Origin of the sequence: Corynebacterium sp. HMSC076C10 (assembly GCF_001812455.1) — a bacterium.
In the GTDB taxonomy this organism is placed as follows: Bacteria; Actinomycetota; Actinomycetes; order Mycobacteriales; family Mycobacteriaceae; genus Corynebacterium; species Corynebacterium jeikeium_D.
Genome location: NZ_KV809112.1, coordinates 1 through 19,802, shown reverse-complemented (window position 1 = coordinate 19,802; position 19,802 = coordinate 1). Strand labels below are relative to the sequence as shown.

14 protein-coding genes are annotated in these 19,802 nt (G+C 59.2%); 5 read left to right on the top strand and 9 right to left on the bottom strand.

Features of this window, described 5'->3' with window-relative positions; translation table 11 throughout:
• Nucleotides 1–122: 122 nt before the first annotated feature.
• The 9 genes from HMPREF2857_RS05295 to HMPREF2857_RS05255 form a co-directional block, all read right to left on the bottom strand.
• Nucleotides 123–479: a DUF2516 family protein gene (locus tag HMPREF2857_RS05295; protein ID WP_016421969.1), complete on the bottom strand. Its 357-nt coding sequence runs from the start codon at nucleotides 477–479 to the stop codon at nucleotides 123–125.
• A 79-nt stretch (nucleotides 480–558) separates the two neighbouring features.
• Nucleotides 559–1,908 carry a DUF445 domain-containing protein gene (locus HMPREF2857_RS05290; RefSeq protein WP_070643030.1) on the bottom strand — a complete coding sequence of 450 codons (1,350 nt, stop codon included), beginning with the start codon at nucleotides 1,906–1,908 and terminating at the stop codon, nucleotides 559–561.
• Between the two features lie 190 nt (nucleotides 1,909–2,098).
• A complete protein-coding gene (locus HMPREF2857_RS05285; RefSeq protein ID WP_049172374.1) occupies nucleotides 2,099–2,497 on the bottom strand; it encodes a hypothetical protein in 399 nt (132 codons plus the stop codon).
• Nucleotides 2,498–2,537: 40 nt separating this feature from the next.
• Nucleotides 2,538–3,287: a succinate dehydrogenase/fumarate reductase iron-sulfur subunit gene (locus tag HMPREF2857_RS05280; RefSeq protein WP_016421966.1), complete on the bottom strand. Its 750-nt coding sequence runs from the start codon at nucleotides 3,285–3,287 to the stop codon at nucleotides 2,538–2,540.
• Nucleotides 3,287–5,305 carry a fumarate reductase/succinate dehydrogenase flavoprotein subunit gene (locus tag HMPREF2857_RS05275; protein WP_016421965.1) on the bottom strand — a complete coding sequence of 673 codons (2,019 nt, stop codon included), beginning with the start codon at nucleotides 5,303–5,305 and terminating at the stop codon, nucleotides 3,287–3,289. The genes HMPREF2857_RS05280 and HMPREF2857_RS05275 overlap by 1 nt, the downstream gene beginning before the upstream one ends.
• Before the next feature lie 19 nt (nucleotides 5,306–5,324).
• Nucleotides 5,325–6,065, bottom strand: coding sequence for a succinate dehydrogenase cytochrome b subunit (locus tag HMPREF2857_RS05270; protein WP_070643028.1), 741 nt, complete (start codon nucleotides 6,063–6,065; stop codon nucleotides 5,325–5,327).
• Nucleotides 6,066–6,482: 417 nt separating this feature from the next.
• The gene (locus HMPREF2857_RS05265; protein ID WP_070643027.1) at nucleotides 6,483–9,098 is read right to left on the bottom strand and encodes a glycoside hydrolase family 65 protein; all 2,616 of its coding nucleotides are present in this window, start codon (nucleotides 9,096–9,098) and stop codon (nucleotides 6,483–6,485) included.
• A gap of 15 nt (nucleotides 9,099–9,113) precedes the next feature.
• The gene (locus HMPREF2857_RS05260; RefSeq protein WP_210384775.1) at nucleotides 9,114–9,887 is read right to left on the bottom strand and encodes an HAD family hydrolase; all 774 of its coding nucleotides are present in this window, start codon (nucleotides 9,885–9,887) and stop codon (nucleotides 9,114–9,116) included.
• A 258-nt stretch (nucleotides 9,888–10,145) separates the two neighbouring features.
• Complete coding sequence (locus HMPREF2857_RS05255) at nucleotides 10,146–12,356, bottom strand: malate synthase G (RefSeq protein WP_070643025.1); 2,211 nt, start codon at nucleotides 12,354–12,356, stop codon at nucleotides 10,146–10,148.
• A 1,017-nt stretch (nucleotides 12,357–13,373) separates the two neighbouring features.
• On the opposite strand from HMPREF2857_RS05255, the gene aceA reads away from it, so the two are divergent.
• The 5 genes from aceA (at nucleotide 13,374) to ramB (ending at nucleotide 19,645) form a co-directional block, all read left to right on the top strand.
• The gene (gene aceA / locus HMPREF2857_RS05250; RefSeq protein WP_070643023.1) at nucleotides 13,374–14,666 is read left to right on the top strand and encodes an isocitrate lyase; all 1,293 of its coding nucleotides are present in this window, start codon (nucleotides 13,374–13,376) and stop codon (nucleotides 14,664–14,666) included.
• A gap of 448 nt (nucleotides 14,667–15,114) precedes the next feature.
• Complete coding sequence (locus HMPREF2857_RS05245) at nucleotides 15,115–15,894, top strand: hypothetical protein (protein WP_141752732.1); 780 nt, start codon at nucleotides 15,115–15,117, stop codon at nucleotides 15,892–15,894.
• Between the two features lie 67 nt (nucleotides 15,895–15,961).
• Complete coding sequence (locus HMPREF2857_RS05240; protein ID WP_070643019.1) at nucleotides 15,962–16,813, top strand: hypothetical protein; 852 nt, start codon at nucleotides 15,962–15,964, stop codon at nucleotides 16,811–16,813.
• Between the two features lie 108 nt (nucleotides 16,814–16,921).
• The gene (locus HMPREF2857_RS05235) at nucleotides 16,922–18,127 is read left to right on the top strand and encodes an Ig-like domain-containing protein (RefSeq protein WP_070643017.1); all 1,206 of its coding nucleotides are present in this window, start codon (nucleotides 16,922–16,924) and stop codon (nucleotides 18,125–18,127) included.
• 93 nt (nucleotides 18,128–18,220) lie between these two features.
• A complete protein-coding gene (gene ramB, locus HMPREF2857_RS05230; RefSeq protein WP_038629316.1) occupies nucleotides 18,221–19,645 on the top strand; it encodes an acetate metabolism transcriptional regulator RamB in 1,425 nt (474 codons plus the stop codon).
• Nucleotides 19,646–19,802: the final 157 nt, after the last annotated feature.

Below are 19,802 nucleotides of genomic sequence, written 5' to 3'. Positions count from 1 at the left end.
TATCCATGATGCAATGACCGCCTGACCCTACCCCGGGTTTTTCACCCAGAAACTGTCATAAACCCAGACACTTTCTCAGTTGTACGGGCTAACACCCGCCCTGGGCTAGCACCCGCCCGGGACTAATACCCGCCCTGTGCGTTCGACAAAATGTCCTTGATCTGTGGGCGAACATCCAACCAGTAAATACCCGTGATGACTAGTCCGGCAATCAGCGGGATGCCCAGCATTGCCCAGCCCAGCCACGGCAGGAGCAGGAAGATAGCCGAACCGACCAGCATGCCGGCCCAGACGTTGCGGCTCTTGCGGTCTGCAGCGTCAAAGGCATCCGCGCGGGTGGTGATGACAAGCACCGCACCGATTAGCGCCAAGATGCCGATGACAAACGGAATGGCGAACTGAAACAGGACGTCCACATAGACGGAAATTGCCATCAGCGGCGAATCCGCAAGACTGGGCAAAGATGGTAACAGGCGCACCGGGGGAACAACTCCTTTAACAGGGATGCATTGCTTTTTACATGCTAACGCACACGGTCTGATGTGCTGGGTTGTGCTGCTAAATAGCCCCAAACACCAAGGTCGACAGGGTGTAAATAGCCAAACCGGCCAGTGATCCGACAACAGTGCCGTTAACGCGAATGAACTGCAGATCGCGACCGACCATCAGTTCAATCTTGTCGGAAGCCTCATCGGCGTCCCAACGCTCGACGGTCTCGGAAATGATCGAGGTAATCTCGCCCGCGTAGTTCTCAGCGATGAAGACGACAGCCGCTTCCAGACGGCGGTCCATTCGTTTGCGCAACTCAGGATCGGACTGGATTCGCTCGCCGTAGCGGGCGGCCGTTTCCGAGACCTTCCGACGGAGCAGGGAGTCCGGGTCGCGGGCAGCGTCGACAAGCTTTGCGGATGTTGATGCCCAAATCTTCGCCGGTGCCTGTGTGACAGCGGCGGACGAAAGAATGTCAGTCTTAATTTCTTCGACCTTGGCGATGGTCTTCTCGTCGTTCTGCAAATCAACGGCGAGCTGCGTGAGGAAGCGGTGGAGCGCCAGGCGCGCGTCGTGCTTAGGGTCATGCTGCACCTGCCAGGTCCAGTCAACCAGCTCGCGATAGACCTTGTCGCCGATGAGATCGTTGACAAAGCTCGGTGCCCAGGAGGGGGCGCGCTCTCCGACAAGTCGGTCGATAAGATTCTGCGAGCCCAGCGACTTCCGGTGCAGCCACTCAGCCATCTGCTGGACAATAGGCTCGGTGCGCCCCTCTTCGATGAGCTGCTCGAGAACCTTACCCGCTGGTGGCCCCCACTCCGGGGCTGCAACTTCGTCGATGACTGCTGACTTCAGCACTGCGGCGGCATCGTCAGGATTAATCGCCTCCAGCACATTTCCGGTGAACTTACCGACCTCTGCGGACACTTTGTCGGCGTTTCCCGGCGCTACCAGCCATTCGCCGATACGCTCAGGAATCTCGGCCTTACGCACCTTGTCCACAATCAAAGCGGGGTTCAGGAAGTTATCACCGACGAACTGCGCCAGGGACTCACCGACTTGGTCCTTCTTGCGGCGGACGATAGCGGTGTGTGGGATAGGAATGCCGAGCGGGTGGCGGAACAGGGCTACGACTGCGAACCAGTCGGCGAGGGCACCGACCATGCCGGCCTCAGAAGCAGCGCGAACGTAGCCCACCCACGCGGGCACAACTTCGCCTGCGGATAGGTGTGAAGACTCAATACCGCGGCATGTGAAATACACAGCGGTTGCGATGACCAGCAGCATCGTAGCGAAGGCCTTGGCCTTACGCAGTTGCGCACGTTTTTCCGATTCAACCTCAGGTGATGGCCCGGGAACTTCGAGACGGTCCGAGACCGAATCGACAGCTGCCGGGAGCTTAGCGGGGTTGTTATCCATGTGTATAGATTAGGCGCCGAAAACGCGAAAATGCCACCGCGCCGCAGTCCGCTGTTGGTGAGAGAAGTACTTCTCAGTACTTCCCTACCTCAGCACACTGTGCACGGTGGCATCAACTGTGGAGGTGCTAGTTCAAAAGGCTAGCGTTGCATCCGACTAGAGGCGAGCCCCTTTAAACTGGGGCGAGCCTTTAGTGGTGAGTGCCGAATTCCTTTCGGTAAGCCTTGTAGTCACGACGACCGATGGAGATGCAGGCCACACCCGCAATAACCATAACCAGTGCGACTACCAGGCCAGCCCACATGAACACGCTGCCGTCGAAGTTCCAACCACCGGTGTAGTCGGTGTAGTTGGCGGCATCCTTAGCCAGGAAACCATTGCTGTGAGAGGCAGCAGTCTGGTCGGCAAAAACGGTCGTTGCGAGACCGAAAATGAAGGTACCCCAAGCCGCCAGAGAGGCGAGCATGAGTCCCATGCCAATCCAGGTAATGCTCTTGTGAAGCGAGGAGTATTCGGCATTCATGCTCTGAGGCACGTAACCGTCGACGAAGTGCTCTTCGCCCTGGTAACGCTTGACTGCATTCGCCATAATCTATGTCCCTTCTGGAAAACTCTAATTGAGAAAGAGTTTAGTCGTCCTTACCGCGGAAGAACGAACGAGCTCGTTCCTTGGTAACGGCGGCAACCGCAGTCAGCGGGATACCTGCCGGGCAGACGTCAGCACATTCACCATAGAGGGAGCACGGACCGAAGGTGCCTTCGACCTCGTCAACCATCTTGCGAGCACGCTTGCCACGCTCTTCCTTACCCAGCGGGACCAGGGAGAGGTGAACCAGCTTTGCGCCGGTGAACAGATGTGCAGCACCGTTCGGGCAAGCTGCCACACAAGCACCACAGCCGATGCAGGCTGCGTGGTCAAGTGCGAACTCAGCGGTCTCGTGGTTCAGGTGCAGAGTATCTGCATCCGGAGCGGTACCAGCGTTGATGGAGACGTAGCCACCCTGCTCGAGGACACGGTCCAGAGCGGAGCGGTCAACGACCATGTCCTTGATGACCGGGTATGCGGCGGAGCGCATCGGCTCGATCTTCAGGGTGTCACCATCGCTGAACTGGTGCAGACGCTGCTGACAGGTCGGGGTGTTCTGGCCCGGGCCGTGCGGACGACCGTTGACGTTCAGACCACAGGTACCACAGATACCCTCACGGCAGTCAGATGCGAACGCGAACGGCTCCTTGCCGGACTCGACGTACTTGGAGTTGACGTGGTCAAGCAGCTCCAGGATCGACATCTCTGCGACGGCGTCGTCAACGTCAACGGATTCAAAGTGTCCCTCGACGTTCGGACCTGCTTGGCGCCAGATTTCAAGGTGCAGTTTCATTACTTGTAGTTCCTTGTCATGAGCGGGACGGCTTCGAAGGTGAGCGGCTCGGCGTGGCGAATGAATTCGTGACCGGACTGATCCCATGCAGGACCGTTGTTGCCTCGCTCCCATGCGGAAACGAAGCACCAGTTAGCGTCATCGCGCTCTGCCTCGCCATCTTCGGAGATGTGGTCATCGCGGTAGTGAGCACCGCAGGACTCATCGCGGTCGAGGGCGTCGACACACATGAGCTCACCGAGGTCGATGTAGTCAGCAACGCGGTTAGCGTACTCGAGCTGCTGGTTCATCTCGTTCGGCTCACCCGGAATGAACAGGTCAGACCAGAATGCCTTACGCAGTTCGCGGATCTCCTCGATACCGCGAGCCAGGTCTTCCTTGTTACGGGCCACACCACAGTCGCGGTAGAGAATCTCACCGAGCTGGCGGTGGAAGTACTCAGCGCCGTGCTTACCCTGGATGCTCATCAGCTTGTCCAGGCGAGCCTGAGCGCGGTCCAGTGCTTCCTTGGCCTCCGGGGCATCCTCAGCCAGGCGGTCGGTACCGAGCAGCGGGCCGAGGTAGTTCGGAATGGTGAACGGCAGGGTGAACCAACCGTCAACCGAACCGGACAGCAGGGAGTTTGCACCCAGGCGGTTTGCACCGTGGTAGGTCCAGGATGCCTCGCCACCGGTGAACAGACCCGGGATGGAGGTCATCTGGTTGAAGTCAGACCACAGGCCACCCATGGTGAAGTGGCAGGTTGGAGCAATACGCATCGGAACCTTGTACGGGTCCTCACCGATTGCCTCTTCGTACATCTGAATCAGGTTCGAGTAGCGTTCCTTGATGACCGGCTGGCCCAGGCGCTCAATTGCGTCACGCAGATCCAGATAGACGGAGTTCTTCAGCGGGCCAACACCGTAGCCGGCGTTAATCTGCTGAGAGTTGGCGCGGGAAGCGACGTCACGCGGGACGAGGTTACCGAATGCCGGGTAGCGACGCTCCAGGAAGTAGTCGCGCTCGTCCTCCGGGATGTCGTTGGCCGGGCGCTCGTCGCCCTTCTTCTTCGGGGTCCAAATACGTGCGTCGTTACGCAGGGACTCGGACATCAGAATGGTCTTCGACTGCCAGTGCGCGTTGACCGGAAGACCGGTCGGGTGGAACTGGATGAAGGACGGGGATGCGAAGTAAGCACCCTGGTCGTATGCACGCATGATGGCCGAAGCGTTGGAGTTCTTGGCCAGCGTGGACATGTGGTAGACGTTGCCGTAACCGCCGGTAGCCAGAATAACTGCGTGAGCAGTGTGAACGGTCAGCTCACCATTGATGAGGTTACGCATGATGGCACCCTGGCAACGGCCGTCGGCGACGATGATGTCAACCAGCTCGTTGTGGGTGAAGATCTCGACGTTGCCGAGACCAATCTGACGCTGCAGAGCCGAGGTAGTCGACAGCTGCAGCTGCTGACCCGTCTGACCACGGGTGTAGTACGTACGGGAGACCTGCACACCACCAAAGGAACGGGTTGCCAGGGTACCGCCGTACTCGCGAGCGAACGGAGCACCAATTGCATTCAGGTGGTCGATGACGCGGACAGACTCGACAGCCAGACGCCAGCAGTCGTTCTCGCGGCAGCGGTAGTCGCCGCCCTTAACGGTGTCCTTGACGTGGCGGTAAGCGCCGTCGTTGTCGACCTTCTTACCGCGAGCGGAGTTGACACCACCCTGTGCAGCAATGGAGTGCGCACGGCGCGGAGCGTCGTGGTAGGTGAAAACCTGCACGTCGTAGCCGAGCTCGCCGAGCGCAGCAGCGGCAGCGCCGCCAGCCAGGCCGGTACCGACGACCATGACGCGGAACTTACGACGGTTCAGCGGCGAAACCAGGTTGGCGTGATCCTTCTGGTACTGCCAGTGGTCCTTCATGGAGACCTTGTCACCCGGGGAGTTATCGGACAGAACCTTGCCGATCTTGACCCCGTCGACAGCGCTTTCCGGCGCGCGGAAGTCCGCAGCGACGGTTGCTTCAGTGTTAGTCATAGTAAATTTCCTCCTCGACCTACGAGACCAGACCGGTCAGGACGGCGACTGGGATGAAGATGTTGCCGACAACAACCAGCAGCGGCAGCAGGCCGGACAGGAACAGCAGAACCTTGCGCCAGCGCTTACCGGTGATACCGAGGTCGGAAGTAGCGGTCCACAGACCGTGGGACAGGTGCAGCAGCAGAGCAAGCTGCGCAATGATGTACCAAACCACAACACCCGGACGCGAGAAGGACGCAACCACGTTCTGGTATGCCTCACCGTGCTCGAAAGAAGACGGAGCAACGCCAGCACCGATGGTCAGGTCCAGCAGGTGGAAGATGATGAAGGCCAGCAGCACAATGCCGGTGATTACCATCGAACGTGCAGTAAAGGTGTTCCAGCTGGACACCATGCCCTGACGGCGGAACTTGCCGCGGGACTGCTTAGCACGTGCAGCCAGGGTGAGGCCACCGAAAATGTGCAGGACAATAGCTACCAGCAGGACAATGCGGAAAACCCACAGAATGCCCTCGTTCGGAACTGCCGGAGCACCGACAGTGCGCAGGAAGGTCGCGTATGCGTTGAAGTCTTCCTCGCCAGCGAAAATCTTCAGGTTACCCAGCATGTGGACAATAACGAAGAGGCCAAACAGCACGCCAGTGACGGCCATGGTCAGCTTCAGAGCCCATGAAGGGTATTTAGGCTGCTCGCGCAGCGGTTCTACATTAATTTTGCCGTGCGCGATTGCGTCACGGTTTGAACTTTTAACAGTCATGGCACCTCCAGTGTCATATTCACTCTAAAGTCACACAGCGTCTGGTAAACATTTTTCCCCCTTTTGGGTGGGGATTTTCACAGGTTACCTAGGTCTTTTCTCCGCCTTTTCTCAGGTTATCGCATTTTAGCCACTTCTGAGGTCGTCGCTGCATAACCCCTCTCCCCCACCATAAAAACGCGCCTACCCCGACTTTTGCCGATTTTTCACCCGCCCAAACCGACTAATAACGCAACATAAATAGCACGAAAATAAAAAAACCGCCCACTTTTCTCAGGTGGACGGATTTAATACTCAATATTTATGTTGCGAAATTCTTTATTTTTACCCCTGCCGAATTCCCCAAAGGCCCAAACAGCCACCCCCAACAGGCAATCCCCCCCCCTATTGGCGCCGTGTACGGCCGAAGCCGTCCGACTAATCCTCGCTCTGATCCGAGTTCGCCATCACCACGGTCAACGGCTCCGGGCCAATGATCACCTCATGTCCTGCGACCATAATCGGCCCAACCTGGTGGTCGCCCTCCTCCAGGACGACTTCCACCGTGCGCCCGCGCACCGTCACTCGGATACGACAACCACGAATAGTGACTCGGTACGTCAGACCGCTCCAGTCCTCCGGCAGACGCGGGTCAATGCTGTAGCGGCCGTCATGATCGCGGAAACCACCGAAACCATAGACCAGGGACTGCCACACACCACCGGCAGATGCGACGTGGACACCATCGGCAGCGTTGCCATGCAAGTTCGCCAGGTCCACATAGAGTCCGCGTAGGAAGAAGTCCATTGCCTGATCCTGCAAGCCCAACTCGGCCGCAACAATGGACTGCACAACGGCGGACAGCGAGGAATCACCGGTGGTGAGCGGATCGTAATACATGTAGTCTGCGCGCTTTTGTTCCGTCGTAAAGCGATTGCCCATGAGGAACAGTGCGAGGACGACGTCCGCCTGCTTAATGACCTGGTGCCGGTAAATCGTCAGCGGGTGGTAATGCAGCAGCAGCGGGCGCAGCGGGCCAACCTCGGGATCGTCGAGATTCCAGCGCTTACGCAGTAGGAACTGGTCATCCTGAGGGTGAATGCCGAGCTTCTCATCGAACGGGATGTACATCGCCTCAGCGGCCTGCTCCCACTCTTCAACCTCGCGCTCGGTGAGGTCGAAGCGGTTGGTCAGTTCGCGATAGGCAGCAGGGCGATCACGCTTCATCTGCTTGACGACGTCCGCAGCAACCCGCAGGTTATACTGCGCCATCACGTTGGTGTACAGGTTGTTGTTCACCACGGTGTTGTACTCATCTGGACCGGTGACGCTGTGAATCTGGAACTCTCGCTGTTCGGCATCGAAGAATCCCAGCGACATCCAAAACCTGGCCGTGCCGAGCAGCAGATCCGTGCCCTCCTTGAGCAGGAACTCCTCATCGCCGGAGGCATAGACGTACTTCATCATCGCGTACACGATGTCCGCATCGATGTGGTACTGCGCCGTGCCGGCCTCAAAGTAGGCCGAGGACTCCTGACCATTGATAGTGCGCCACGGGAAGAGGGCACCGTCGTGCGCCAGTTCGTCGGCACGCGCCCACGCGGCTTCGAGCATGTCCCAGCGGAAACGCATGGCATTGCGCGAGAATTGCGGCGACGTATAGGTAAGGAATGGGGTCACGTAGATTTCCGTGTCCCAGAAGTAGTGGCCGCCGTAGCCGGTGCCGGTCATTCCCTTGGCCGGGACGCCTTGGAATTCGGCGCGGGCGGCGGCCTGGATAATCTGCCAAATGTTCCAGCGCACTGCCTGCTGAATCTCCGGCTGATTGTAAATGACCACGTCAGAGCGCTCCCAGAAGCGTTCGAGCCACTCCTCCTGGTTCTCCATCAGCCCCAGCATGCCGATGCGACCGACGCGGTTCAGGGTGCGTTCACAGCGGAATGCCAGCTCTTCAGCACGCACCTTACGGGAGGAGTGGTACGCGACCAGCTTCTCCAGGCGTATGACAGTGCCGACTGGCGCATCCAGGTTGAACAGGGAGCTGGCCACATCCGGCTCGGTCGACTGCGAAATCTCTACGAACGGCTCCGTGCCGTCGGGAGTGCGGACAGTAAAGGTGTGGTCCATGGAGGTAGCCACGGTCATACCGGAGTTCGCGCAGCGGTAGCCCAGCGTCGAGCGCTGCCCGTGCGCCGATTCCGACTGAAATGCCGGAATGAGAACGCGGTCTTCCAGCGCCTCGGCGCGACGGGGATCCAGTTCGGTGCCCTGCGCCTTAGCGGCATCGTGGTATTCGTCCTCGCCGTCCTGGCGGTTGAGGATCTGCGAGTTAATCATCACCGCAGCATCCGCATCCAGCAGCTCGACTTCCAGACTCATCGCGGCGACATGCTTTTCCTGGAAAGACACCATGCGCTCAGAGGTGACGCGAACGCGCTTGCCACCCGGGGTGCGCCAAATGAACCGACGACGCAGCACACCCTCGCGGAAATCCAGGCTACGTTCGTAGTCGCTGACCTCAGCATTGCCGAGACGCAGGGGATCATCGTCAATGTAGAGACGCATTGCCTTGGCGTCCGGAGCATTGGCAATCGTCTGCCCCTGACGGGCTAGGCCGTAGGCGTCCTCGGCGTGCCTAATCGGCCAGGTCTCATGCAGACCGTTAATATAAGTGCCGTGCTCACTGGAGTCACGGCCCTCCGGCGGGTTGCCACGCATGCCGATGTACCCGTTCGACAGCGCAAACAGCGTCTCGCCCAAACCGAGCGGGAGGCCGTTCGGCTTCGTCTCAATCAGACGCCACTCATCGACCGGAGTGATGTCTCGGTCCATGAGTCCCTCGGCATTTACAAGGTGGTGGTGCTTATCCGCACGATCCGCCGGGAAGTTACGACGCTGCTTACGACGAACTGGGGACACCGTCTCCTCCTGTTTTTCAGCCTCTGCGGTCTCCGCGTCGTGACCCTGCCCCTGCGGAATCACACGCTCAGTCTCGTCGACTGCTGCTGTGGTCGAATCGTTGGCCATGATGCCTTCCGGTTTTGTCTCAGCCATTTGTCACGAGCCAGCCTAGACGAGTGCCGCCAAGTCACTGACCACAACGTCGGCGCCCGCTCGGCGCAGCGCTTCTGCGCCAGCACCGCGGTCAACACCAATGACCAGACCGAATGCGCCGGCTGCACCCGCTTGCACACCACTGATGGCATCCTCGACCACCACAGCATCGCGCGGCGCCACCCCCAGATTCTTCGCCGCGTACACGAAAGTATCGGCGGCTGGCTTCCCCGGCAGGTTGTTCTCGTGCGCCACCACGCCGTCAACAATCTCCACGAACCGCTCACGCAGCCCAGCGGCCGTCAGCACCGGCACCGCGTTCTTCGACGAGCTAACCACCGCCAACTGCGGTTCTTCGCTTGCCGACGAGTCCCCCGCGCCCTGTAACTCGTCGAGCAGCGCAACCGACCCCGGGTAGGCCTCAATTCCCCTCTCGACTCGCGCCAAGAAGTCATCATTTTTGCGCTTCCCGAGCCCGACAATCGTCTCGTCTTTCGCTGTGTCCTCATCGCTACCGTGCGGCAGCGAAATGCCGCGAGATTCCAGGATTGCTGCGATGCCCTCATCGCGGCGGCGGCCATCGAGGTAGGTGAAGTAGTCCTCCTCTGTGTAGGCCGAGACACCCTTGTGCTCGAAGTAGTCGCTAAACATGTCCGCCCACGCCTGCTCGTGCACATCGGCGGTAGGGGTAATCACTCCGTCGAGGTCAAAAAGGATTGCGCCCGCGCTATGGAGGAATTCTTTGGCCTTGGCGAGGTTGGTAGCACTGTCGGTCGTGGAATTAGTCATGGGGGGGCGCAGCTCCTTGGACGTTGCAGACTGCATTTTCTCAATTAACTTCCCAATCAACGCTAGCAACGTTGCCCCTGCCCCGCTTGCGAACCCGGGTATCTCGAATCTGAGAATCATGGTGCGCTTCCCCCAAAAACAAAACTGCCGGCGCGCATGCGGAATTGGCATCAGAGGTTAGCCAATACCACCTACACACCGGCAGTATGGATATCTATTTTGTTATTTCAGGCTCGGCAGCCGCAGCCCGACCAAGAATTAATCCTGGTCGATGCCCTCGCGCTTCTTGAACTCCAGGCGACGGCGGTGCAGGATCGGCTCGGTGTAACCGGACGGCTGGTTCACACCATCGAGGATGAGCTCCTTGGCGGCCTGGAAACCAATGGACTTGTCGAAGTCCGGAGCCATCGGCAGGTATGCCTCATCGCCCTCGTTCTGGCGGTCAACGACCTCGGCCATGCGCTGAAGCGAATCGATGATCTGCTCCTCGGTGACAACACCGTGCAGCAGCCAGTTAGCCAGAGTCTGGGAGGAAATACGCAGGGTAGCGCGGTCCTCCATCAGGTCAACATCGTTGATGTCCGGCACCTTGGAGCAGCCAACACCCTGCTCAACCCAGCGGATAACGTAGCCCAGGATGGACTGGCAGTTGTTATCCAGCTCGTTGGCCTTGTCCTCATCGGACCAGTCAGCGCCCGGCTCGCCAGCCTTAGCTGCCGCTACCGGGATGGTGAGCAGATCACCGAAGGTGTCGCGGCGACCGTCGGTAAGCAGCTTGTCCTGAACGCCGAAGACGTCAACCTCGTGGTAGTGGGTAGCGTGCAGGACACCACCGGTCGGGGACGGAACCCACGCGGTGGAAGCACCCTGCTTCGGCTGACCGATCTTCTGCTCCAACAGCTCAGCCATCTGCTCGGTCATGGCCCACATGCCCTTACCAATCTGAGCCTTGCCCTGCAGGCCGTGTGCCAGACCGGAGTCGACGTTGTTGTCCTCGTAAGCCAGCATCCACGGAGCGGTCTTCTGAACAGCCTTGCGGAACATCGGACCAGCCTGGATGGAGGTGTGGATCTCATCACCAGTGCGGTCCATGAAGCCGGTGTTAATGAAGACGACGCGCTCGGAAACAGCCTTGATGGCGGCGTCCAGGTTGACGGAGGTACGACGCTCCTCGTCCATCAGGCCGACCTTCAGGGTGTTGTGCGGAAGACCCAGCAGCTTCTCAACGTCTGCGAACAGCTCGTTGGTGAATGCAGCCTCATCCGGGCCGTGCTGCTTCGGCTTCACGATGTAGATCGAACCGGTACGGGAGTTCTTACGTGCGTTGTCCTGGTCCAGGCCCGGGATTGCACACACAGCGGTGACGACGGCATCCATGATGCCCTCGAAAATCTCCTCGCCGTCGCGGTCGAGGATGGCCGGGTTCTGCATCAGGTGGCCGACGTTACGGACCAGGTTCAGGGAACGACCGTGCAGGGTGACCTCGGAACCGTCAAGAGCGGTGTAGGTGCGGTCGTCATTGATGGTACGGGACAGCTTCTTGCCGCCACGGGTGAACTCGACTGCGAGGTCACCGACGTTCAGGCCCAGCCAGTTGGTGTAACCCAGGGTCTTGTCTGCAGCGTCAACTGCGGCGACAGAGTCCTCGAGGTCCATGATGTTGGTGACAGCGGCTTCCAGGATGATGTCCTTGACGCCAGCCTTGTCGGTCTTGCCAACCGGGGACTCCGGGTCAATCAGCAGCTGGATGTGCAGACCGTTGTGCTTGAAGTAAATGGACTCCGGCGCGTCCTTATCACCGGTGTAGCCGACCAGGGTCTCCGGCTCGCGCAGACCGGAGGTAGCGCCACCTTCCAGGGTTGCCTGCAGGTGACCGTCGACGATGTCGTAAGAGGTGACGTCCGCGTGGGAACCGTCGACCAGCGGCAGAGCCTTGTCCAGGAAGTTACGACCCCATGCGATAACGCGGTCACCGCGGACCTTGTTGTAGCCCGGGGTGTCCTTCTCCGCACCGCCATCTTCAGGAATAGCGTTGGTGCCGTACAGCGCGTCGTAAAGCGAGCCCCAGCGTGCGTTCGCAGCGTTGATGGCGAAACGGGCGTTGAGAACCGGCACAACCAGCTGCGGGCCAGCCGTGGAAGTGATCTCGGTGTCGACGTTAGCGGTGGTGACCTGGAAGTCACCCGGGTTGTCAACGAGGTAGCCAATTTCCTTCAGGAATGCGACGTACTCATCCTGATTCTGCTCGCCCGGGTGTTCCTTGTACCAAGCGTCGAGCTTTTCCTGCAGCTCATCGCGCTTGGCCAGCAGCTCGCGGTTGCGCGGAGTGTACTTAGCGACAATGTCACCGAAGCCGTTCCAGAACGCGTCCTTGTCCTCAATGCCGGCGGCGGGGAGTGCGGTGTCATTAACGAAGTCGTAAAGAACCTTCGCGACCTGCATTCCACCTGCCGAAATACGCTGTGCCATTGCTCTCCTCAAAACTATTGATTGCAATTTGCCCATCCAGCCACGGCCACGTCAGCGGCTCACACTGGATGCGTTGTTCCCCTACTGTATGTGATTCGGCGCACTTATGAACCGTCTTTTTCCATAACCGCCAACCGCCAGCCCGGTATAGCGCCACTCACATTTGCCATTTCATTCGCTTTACGACGAGCACCCTGCGAACAGACCCCACCCCTCCCCAATGACCATTCGGGCATTCAGTCCTGACGCCACAACCAGCCCTCCCCCACCCGCATTGACTGCAGCATCCCCGGCACTCTTTCCTCCAGCCACAGAACACCACACACAATGGGAAAGTGTCGCGCCTCACAGACATTTACTATTGCGACCTGCATATCAACGGCCAGCGACCAATCACGTCGCTACAGCCTCCGCCTTCAAACCAGACCATAAAAGCGAGATGACAACCGAGACCCTGGCCACTACCCAGGGATGCTCCGGCGGGGTACTGACGGTGTAACGGCAGTGTATTTAGAAGCCCGTTTCTACCTTTACGGCCATAATTTCGGGGGTAGCGAAACACCCCCTAAACCCCAAACACTGTTAACGGCCAGCTTTGATAAATACCAAAATATAAATCACCCCAAAGCGGGGGGAAAATTATTCGCGAGCCCGCCATAGGGAAATAACAGTACAAATGTACCGGCCGGTCACAGGCGAAAATTGCTAAAGCCAAGCTACACATCACAATGTTTGCAATCTTCACAAGTGTTATCCGTATTACATACTTGAATTCACATCGGAAGCTGCTTGACGAACGTAGCGCTATGCCCCAAAATGTGAGACATGGCACGCGGAAGCGGACATTGTTTTTGTTCGCGTGTCTGTGTGCAGGGGTACAGCACTTTGCTAGCGCCCCCCTGCATTCACGTGACACCGCGGTCACTATCGGGTCAGCCTGTAGATCGGTTCTGTAGGAATTGTTCTTAAGTCAGCACCCGGAGTTCAAAAAGCAAGCAAAAGGAAGTGACTCCGTTTATGTCTAACGTTGGTAAGGCACGTACCGCCGCCGAAATCCAGAAGGATTGGGACGAGAACCCGCGCTGGGAAGGTATCACCCGCGACTACACCGCTGAGCAGGTCGCTGAGCTCCAGGGCTCCGTCGTCGAGGAGAACACCCTCGCTCGCCGCGGCGCTGAGATCCTGTGGGAAGGCGTCAACGTTAAGGACGACTCCTACATCAACGCTCTGGGCGCACTGACCGGTAACATGGCCGTTCAGCAGGCTCGCGCTGGCCTGAAGGCTGTCTACCTCTCCGGTTGGCAGGTTGCTGGTGACGCTAACCTCTCCGGCCACACCTACCCGGACCAGTCCCTGTACCCGGCTAACTCCGTGCCGAACGTCGTTCGCCGCATCAACAACGCTCTGCTCCGCGCAGACGAGATCGCTCGCATCGAGGGCGACGACTCCGTCGACAACTGGCTGCTGCCGATCGTCGCTGACGGTGAGGCTGGCTTCGGTGGCGCTCTGAACGTCTACGAGCTGCAGAAGGCCATGATCAACGCTGGTGCCGCTGGTACCCACTGGGAGGACCAGCTTGCTTCTGAGAAGAAGTGTGGCCACCTGGGCGGCAAGGTCCTGATTCCGACCCAGCAGCACATCCGTACCCTGACCTCTGCTCGCCTGGCTGCTGACGTCTCCAACACCCCGACCGTCATCATCGCCCGCACCGACGCTGAGGCCGCTACCCTCATCACCTCCGACGTTGATGAGCGCGACCAGAAGTTCATCACCGGTGACCGCACCTCTGAGGGCTTCTACCACGTCCAGAACGGCCTGGAGCCGTGCATCGCGCGCGCAAAGTCCTACGCTCCGTACGCTGACATGATCTGGATGGAAACCGGTACTCCGGACCTCGAGCTGGCTAAGAAGTTCGCTGAGGGCGTCAAGTCTGAGTACCCGGACCAGCTCCTGGCTTACAACTGCTCCCCGTCCTTCAACTGGTCCGCTCACCTCGAGAAGGACGAGATCGCCAAGTTCCAGAACGAGCTGGGCAAGATGGGCTTCAAGTTCCAGTTCATCACCCTGGCTGGCTTCCACGCCCTGAACTACGGCATGTTCGACCTGGCTTACGGCTACGCTCGCGAGCAGATGTCCGCATTCGTCGACCTGCAGAACCGCGAGTTCGAGGCTGCCGAGAAGCGCGGCTTCACCGCTGTCAAGCACCAGCGCGAGGTTGGCGCTGGCTACTTCGACCGCATCGCCACCACCGTCGACCCGAACTCCTCCACCACCGCCCTGAAGGGCTCCACCGAGGAGGGTCAGTTCTAAGTCACTCGGCTTAGGGCTTAGGTCAAGGGCCTAACTTCAACACCCAGCGAGGGTTGCACTTGCAGCCCTCGCTGGGTGTTTTTGTGTGTTCATCGACGTGTCGACTCCGGGCCGTCGTGAAGCGTGCAACCTTTCAACGAGCTTGACTATTGCCAGCTACCCCGCAATGCATCTGATTTCATAAATGCCTTCCCACCTGGATTAATGTGGTTACCCCCGTGGCATTCTTACAACATGTGTCACAGTAGTCACACTGGTAACATCCGTATCACCCTTTGTGGTCATGGGTACAGCTTCCTGTGCGTATCCCATGCCCCCGTGGATAGTTTTCGGAGCTTTTCAATCCTTCCTCGCCAACCCTTCGGGATTTCAGTTGCGCGTGGTTGCCACGGGGAATATTCACTTCTCCACGAAAGATACGTTTATGAAATCCGGACTCTTCTCACGCATGTCCAGTACGCTTTCCCCCAAGAACTCAGTCAGGCCCGCCACTGTCATTGCAGTAGCTACTGCCGTAGTTTTCGGATCCGCCTCCGTAGCCTCGGCGCAGGATATGAACAGCCTTCTGCCCGGCGCATCGTCTGACGGCAACGTTGTCGTCACCGACAGCCCACGAATCCAGGTCAATGTCGGGGAAAACAAGGGTGAAGACACCGTCACCGTCGAAATTAAGAACAACTACGACAGCAACTTCTCCTGTTTCGCTCCGGGTGTTTCTACCGATGCGAAGAAGCCAGCTCAACTGCCTAACACGGTGACTGAAGCCGAAATCGTCGCGCAGGCTGTGGATTACTACCGCACCTGGCCAAATGTCCCTTCCGATGGCATCAACGTACCTCTCCTGGGTGTCATCCCCACCAACGGACTGTTGGAATTTGTTCCGGACGGGCTGCTGGGCTCCGCCCTGGGCAAGCAGCTGAACACTCGCGCGCAGCTTTTCCGCGCCTGGGAGCAGGCAAAGTTGGCCGGCCATACTGGCGAGATTCCCGTCTTCGAGCTCAAGCCTTTCGACACTTCCACTCACGAAGTCGTTCTGAATAAGCCAGGTTCTGGCGAGCGAACAGATTTCGAGGCCGCCGCTCTCGTCTACTGCACGGACAACGATGATCCGCATAAGCAGCAGTACGTCTTCGCGGGCTACGAATCCGGCAAGGCTCCCAGGGTCGGCGGCTTCGGCGGTTCACTCGGCTCGCCTGGCCTCCCTTCTCCCTCACTAAAGATGTCGTAGTAAACCACCGCTTTACGACGACCCCTCCCCGGCCCCTTATCCCTTCGCCTCTAAGGACCTGGATTCCATGACTTTCTCTCTGTCTCGTGTAGCTAAGGCCGCCACTCCTGCAGTGGCTCTAGCCGCCACCGTTACTCTGCTTTCCACCACTCCCGCTCTTGCAGATACCCACAGCAATGTCGTGCCCGGCGCGGATCAATCCTCGATTGTCGTGCACACTGACACGAAGCTGCTGACCGTTACCGTGGATGCAGCTGATGCTGCCGCAACTGAAATTTCCGGAAAGGTCACCAACGCCTCAGATAAGAAGTTCACCTGTGCTGGCCCACGTGGCTCCGGCAAGGTCGCAGGCGACGTCACCACGTCAAAGCTGGTGGCGGAGTCTGAGGATTATTACCGCAAGAACACCTTCCGCGAACTGCCCAAGGTGCCAATCCAGATCGGTGGCATCCCCATCATTGGCAACATTCCACTGGGACAGCTGGACCTGGGAATGCTCGGACCGCTCCTACAGGGACTCGGTGGACTGCTTGGCGACCCGAATGCCCAGCGCAACCAGATTGCAAAGGACTACTCCACTGAGCGTGTGAAGGGTCACGCAGGTCTGATTGACGCGTTCACCATTGAGCCTGGTGCATCTCACGACTTCTCCGTCTATCTGAACAACCCGAGCTCAGGTCCGCGCACGGATTTCGATGCTGCCGCCTTCATCATGTGCACCGATGAGAGTAATGCCGCATACGCTTTCACCGGCTACGAGGAGGGAACTCGCACACCAGGCAGCGCATTCTTCGGCTCCCCAGGCCTGCCATCGCCACAGAGCCCGGGCTTCCAGAGCCCAGGCTCACAGGCCCCTGATAACCCCGAAACAGTACCGGCAGCAGAAACTGCCGGTACCGAGGCCGAGGCCTCAGAGTAATTCCGCTGCCCGGGTCTCCTCAGATCTCCCGGTCCCTTCTCCAGGTAGCTGTCCTTGAGTGACCGCTCAGCGGACAGACGTACGACCCTTTCGATAGAAAGCAATGCCATGACCTCTCGCAAGACCCTGCGCATCACCACGGCAGTAGCCTGTGCCTCCGCATTTGCCCTCTTGTCTGCTCCGGCTGCTATGGCAGACAGCGCAACTGCGACCCATACCGACAGCCAATCCATTTACAGCCGCACTGTCAGCAACACGACACCGGCTCCAGGTGAAATCATCACCTACGCCCAAACCTTCACCACAACCTCTGGAAATGACTACATCTACGACTGGAAGAACAACGTAGACTCCTGCCTCGAGTACCAGTCGGGTTCTGCAACACTCCAGATCGGCAACGCTTCCGCAATCACACTCCCCGAGGACAAAGTGACTGCTACGCCAGGTGCCACCGCCATCAAGTCCAATGATGCCTCCGGCTACTGGACCTTTAACAAGGACGCCCCGCACACGTTTACTCTGCAGTACAAGGTGAGTGACGCATGCGCACAGGGCAAGGAACTCACTTCTGGGTTTTACTACAAGTACGGAAGCTTTCTGAGCTCAAAGACCTACGGCAGTGACAAGTTCAATGGCGGCCCAGGAATTACCGTTGTCGACGCTAGCCGCGTCCGCACGTCCATAGAGCTGGTTAACACTCCGGACACAGCAGTGGTGGATCGCCCGCTCACCTTGAAAGCAAAGGTTACTGCCAGTGCAAACGACGGCGTGGACGCTCCTTCCCTGGCAGGTAAGAAGGTGAGCTTCGTCAGTGGCAGCCGCACCCTCTGCACTGCCGATATCGCTGCCATCACCGGCACAGCCACGTGCGATTGGACCCCAACCAACACCGGAAACTTCGAAGTCAAGGCAGTCCTCGAGGACTCCGCTGAGATCCTCGGCAGCAGCTCGGCCGCCAAGTCCATCACCGTTACCGTCGCCCCGCCCGAGGCTCCCTCGGAGCTAAAGGCCGAACCCGCCAACGCTTTTGCCAAGGCACAAACAGTCATCAGCGGAAAGGCTGAGCCGGGCACCACTATCGAAGCACTGGGCTCTGGCGGCGCCCGCTGCGTAGCTAAGACCGACGACGAGGGTGCGTTCTCATGCAACCTCGGATTCCTACCGGCTGTCCCGGGCACTGTCTCCGTCACCGCAGCCCGTGGTGACGCAAAGTCGGAACCACGCCAGATTTTGGTCAACACGCAACCTAGCTTCTTTGATTCCTTGAGCTCGCCTGGCCTGCCGAAGTTCGAGTTTCCGACCTCCGGCAACTAAGCGTGCCTGAGAACCTCAGCACCTACACACGCAAGCAAAGGTTGCAACGGTTTTCTACACAAGTTCAGCAAAGCCCGCGATATGCTGGGCAGTATGTCGAAAACCTATGTCGGATCCCGCCTCCGCCAGCTACGCCGCGAGCGCGACCTCAGCCAGGCTGCGCTCGCGCAGGCGTTGGGCCTCTCGGCTAGTTACGTCAACCAGATTGAGCACGACGTCCGCCCGCTGACTGTGCCCGTGCTGCTCCGCATCACGGACACATTCGGCGTTGACGCGACTTTCTTCTCCCGCGATGACGATTCTCGCCTCCTCGCTGAGGTTCAGGACGTGGTGATGGACAAGGAGATCGCTAAGTCCCCCATGGACCTGCAGGAGATCTCGGAAATGGTTCGCGACCATCCCGACATCGCCCGCATCATGGTGGATATCCACCGCCGCTACCGCAACGTCACCGACAAACTCTCCCTGGCCACCGAGGAGCGCAACTTCGGCAACAGCACCGACACCGCCTCCGGCTCACAGGCGCTGACCATGCCACATGAGGAGGTCCGCGACTACTTCTACGCCCGCCAGAACTACATCGCTTCGGTCGACACCGCCGCTGAGGAGCTGGCCCGCGAGCTGCGCATCACCGACGAGACCACCGATGTGGTCTCTGTGCTGGCCGACAGGCTGTCCAACGACCATGGGATTCGGATTGCGCTGGAATCGTCGTTAGGCGATGTGCAGCACAGCCTTGATCGGCGGACGAAGACGCTCTACCTCGCGCGGCACCTCTCGCCGGGACAGCGGGCCTTCCGCATGGCCACGGAGCTGGGGTTTTTGGAGCAGGGCGAGACCATTTCCGAAGCCGTCGCGTCCGGGCATTTCATGTCGGAGGAGTCGCGGAAGCTGGCGCAGCGCGGAGTCGCGACGTACTACGCGGCGGCGCTGATTCTGCCGTATGAGTCGTTCCACGCGATGGCTGAGTCGAAACGCTACGACATCGAGCTGTTGTCGCGCACTTACGGCGTGGGCTACGAGACCATCTGCCACCGACTGTCCACGATGCAACGCCCCAGCTTGCGCGGTATTCCGTGGACATTCGTGCGCGTCGACCGCGCGGGCAACATGTCCAAACGTCAATCCGCCACGGGCTTCCACTTCACGCATTCGGGCGGTACCTGCCCGCTGTGGAACGTCTACGAGACCTTCTCCTACCCCGGCAAGGTCATGCGGCAGGTCGCGCTCATGCCGGATGGTCGGCCGTACATGTGGATCTCGCGGACCGTGGAGCATCACGCGGCACGTTTCGGCAAGCCAGGTAAGGTTTTTGCCATCGGTTTGGGCTGCGAGGCCCGTCACGCTGAGCGCACCGTGTACGCCGATGGTCTCGATCTCGCGGACCTCGACGCCGCCACTCCAATCGGTGCCGGCTGCAGGGTCTGCTCCCGCGAGGCCTGTCCGCAGCGCGCGTTCCCGCCGATCCATCGCGACATCGACATCAACATGCACCGCTCCACCGTCTCGCCGTACTAGTTCGCTTTACGACGGGCGCAGGGCCGGCCTGTTTGCGGGGGCTTGGTTCGCGCAGGATGCCCCCCCCCCAAAAAAAAAGGAAGACCCCAAAAAGAAAGTGCTTAAGTTTATGACACTTTCGCACCGGTAGGGTCAGGCGGTCATTGCATCATGGATA

Coding starts and splice junctions, on each gene's coding strand:
- HMPREF2857_RS05290 (WP_070643030.1), bottom strand. CDS start 1,908: ATGGATAACAACCCCGCTAAGCTCCCGGCAGCTGTCGATTCGGTCTCG.
- HMPREF2857_RS05285 (WP_049172374.1), bottom strand. CDS start 2,497: ATGGCGAATGCAGTCAAGCGTTACCAGGGCGAAGAGCACTTCGTCGAC.
- HMPREF2857_RS05280 (WP_016421966.1), bottom strand. CDS start 3,287: ATGAAACTGCACCTTGAAATCTGGCGCCAAGCAGGTCCGAACGTCGAG.
- HMPREF2857_RS05275 (WP_016421965.1), bottom strand. CDS start 5,305: ATGACTAACACTGAAGCAACCGTCGCTGCGGACTTCCGCGCGCCGGAA.
- HMPREF2857_RS05270 (WP_070643028.1), bottom strand. CDS start 6,065: ATGACTGTTAAAAGTTCAAACCGTGACGCAATCGCGCACGGCAAAATT.
- HMPREF2857_RS05265 (WP_070643027.1), bottom strand. CDS start 9,098: ATGGCTGAGACAAAACCGGAAGGCATCATGGCCAACGATTCGACCACA.
- HMPREF2857_RS05260 (WP_210384775.1), bottom strand. CDS start 9,887: ATGACTAATTCCACGACCGACAGTGCTACCAACCTCGCCAAGGCCAAA.
- HMPREF2857_RS05255 (WP_070643025.1), bottom strand. CDS start 12,356: ATGGCACAGCGTATTTCGGCAGGTGGAATGCAGGTCGCGAAGGTTCTT.
- aceA (WP_070643023.1), top strand. CDS start 13,374: ATGTCTAACGTTGGTAAGGCACGTACCGCCGCCGAAATCCAGAAGGAT.
- HMPREF2857_RS05245 (WP_141752732.1), top strand. CDS start 15,115: ATGTCCAGTACGCTTTCCCCCAAGAACTCAGTCAGGCCCGCCACTGTC.
- HMPREF2857_RS05240 (WP_070643019.1), top strand. CDS start 15,962: ATGACTTTCTCTCTGTCTCGTGTAGCTAAGGCCGCCACTCCTGCAGTG.
- HMPREF2857_RS05235 (WP_070643017.1), top strand. CDS start 16,922: ATGACCTCTCGCAAGACCCTGCGCATCACCACGGCAGTAGCCTGTGCC.
- ramB (WP_038629316.1), top strand. CDS start 18,221: ATGTCGAAAACCTATGTCGGATCCCGCCTCCGCCAGCTACGCCGCGAG.